The organism is Campylobacter concisus, assembly GCF_902460595.1.
Classification (GTDB): domain Bacteria; phylum Campylobacterota; class Campylobacteria; order Campylobacterales; family Campylobacteraceae; genus Campylobacter_A; species Campylobacter_A concisus_BL.
The window spans coordinates 246951-249206 of sequence record NZ_CABPVA010000001.1 but is presented as its reverse complement, the minus strand read 5'-3'; the positions used below and the strand labels follow the sequence as shown (position 1 = coordinate 249206).

The 2256-nt window shown below is 32.8% G+C and carries 2 protein-coding genes and 1 pseudogene; all 3 read right to left on the bottom strand.

Going from position 1 to position 2256, the window contains the following annotated elements:
* Positions 1-564, bottom strand: a 564-nt coding sequence (locus tag F3G86_RS01190) for a 3-deoxy-D-arabinoheptulosonate-7-phosphate synthase (protein WP_149723140.1), incomplete at its 3' end; no start/stop codon positions are given.
* An 18-nt stretch (positions 565-582) separates the two neighbouring features.
* On the bottom strand, positions 583-1947 hold the full coding sequence (locus F3G86_RS01185) for a thioredoxin reductase (RefSeq protein ID WP_149722745.1): 1365 nt from the start codon (positions 1945-1947) through the stop codon (positions 583-585).
* 3 nt (positions 1948-1950) lie between these two features.
* A pseudogene (locus F3G86_RS01180) lies at positions 1951-2256 on the bottom strand (hypothetical protein); the annotation flags it as partial.

Here is a 2256-nt window from a genome sequence, read left to right as displayed (position 1 = left end):
GTCTATTGGTAGGGCTTGTTTTGAGATGCTTTTACTTGTCTTATACATATCATAAATTCCCTCTCTTTGTTTTATACCTATTGGATTTGATGGACTTATTGTAAGCAATGTTTTAACTCCTTGTAGCATAAGCTCTTTTGGTGAATATGCTAGCTTCTTGTTTCTTTTGTTTAGATTATTGAAGAACTCTTCATCAGTTTTATTATCTGTTCTTAGCTCATCCAGACATAGGTAAGATATCATAGTATCTAGGCTTATATCTTTAGATAGATTAGAGTCTAGTTTGTTTGTAGTGGTGTTTATATCGTAGTAGAAGAAGTTATGATAGTCTAGTCCTCCACTAGATAGTCTTCCTCCTATGATAGTTCTTTTTAGATCTATATTTATAAAAGATGAGTATATCTCTATAGGGTAGTAGGTATATTCACTTGTTTCATTTGAATTTGGTTCATAAGATATATTCTTAACAGCATAGGTATCATTAAATTTATTTGTGAAATACTTATGAAGTATTAGTTCATAAGATCTTTTTTGTTGTTCGTAGGTGGCTCCGTTTGGAGCCATAGATATTAAATTTATTCTTTAATCCTTTATATTATGCTCTTTAGCATAGCTTAGGATCTTTTGCCTAAGATCTTCTGGGAAGCTATCTCTATACATCACTGGTGTTAGAGGATTTAGCTTTTTATCTAATTTACCAGCCTCATATAGCCTTGTTAGCTCTTCTGGTGTGTTGTAGTATGGTGCATTTGGATATCCCTCTGGTGGGGTTAGAGACATTATTTTGGCTTCTAGGATGGTGGAGTCGATGTAGAGGTCTATATCTTTATCTCCATAATTAGCAGGATAGCCTTTTTCAGAAAAAATCTCCGCATATTCTGGTAGTTCTTTTTTAACATAAGAGATAAATTCCTCTCTTGTAGTCTCGTTTGCGTCAAGGTCTCTAGGGTCTAGTAGTTTTCCTTTGTCTTCTACAAGCTCTCTTAAAACTCTATGCATTGAACCTGTAGGGTTAATCACTATCCCGCCTCTATTAAAATCCATCACGAAATAGTTCCCTACTATCTCATCAAGATAAGGTATCATTCCATATTCATCTAGTGGGGGATTTTTATATAGTTTAAGAATTTTTTCGTAGGTATCTAAATTTTTATTTACTCCAACTGTATATGTATAGTATTTAAAGCAATCTGCTAGTACATGTAGTGCTTCTACTACTCCAAGTTGGGCTGCTAGAAATACTGCTTGAAATTCTCTTGCTTTAAATCCACCTTCATTTCCATTACCTAGTGATTCACTATCTCCTAATACCCCTGCACAAATTCCCCACTCTCCTATAAAAAGCTCTGATTTAAGTGTATTTTTATTTCTATCTACTTCATCATAAATTTCAGCATATTCTGGCTTTGTTAGTTTGCCACTACTATCTACCCTACCTATGGCATCATCTGGTATATCTATCATAGTGCATTTTAGATTACTTCTTTTTACTAGATAGATATATCTATCTCTCTTATCTTTTAAGCTTTCATAGTAGGCTTTTTCTGATTTAGTCCAAGGTGATAGTTTATTTGAGCTTGATTTATAGCTAATATCTAGCCATGGTTTAAATGATAGATAGTCTGTTTGACCTAATGAATTTGGTTTAGGGTTATAGTATAGGGGTTTATAGTTTTTATGTGGAGATGAGTCTAGGATGGAGCGGGCTTCAAGGAGCATTTTAGATTTTTCTTCAAAATATTTTGTTGTATTGTCATCTTTAGTTTTAGACACAATTAAATTTGTATTTTTATCAAACCAAACCTCTTCTCCATTCGGAGCTATAACCGTATATGTATTACTATTACTCATTAGATTTCCTTTATTCATTGTTTTTTCTTTATTGATAAAAAGCGCTGAAGCTATTACTACTAAGATAGCTAAAGTTATAAATATTATCTTCTTCATATCTTATCCTATATATAGACCATCTTCCATTATTATGGTGGTAGCTAAACGACCTATTAGGCGAGGGGGAATTTCTCTAGCACTCTTTTTGCCATGTTCTATCTTACACCCCACATACATACCTTTTACATTATTATTGCCTATAACGTCTAGTGCTTTTAGTAGTCTTCTTGATTTATTATCTACTTCTAATCCAAAGGTGTTTAAATTTCCATTTTTAAAGTCTTCTAGTATCTCCATAGCTTCGTTGTATTTGTCTATTGGTAGGGCTTGTTTTGAGATGCTTTTACTTGTCTTATACATATCATA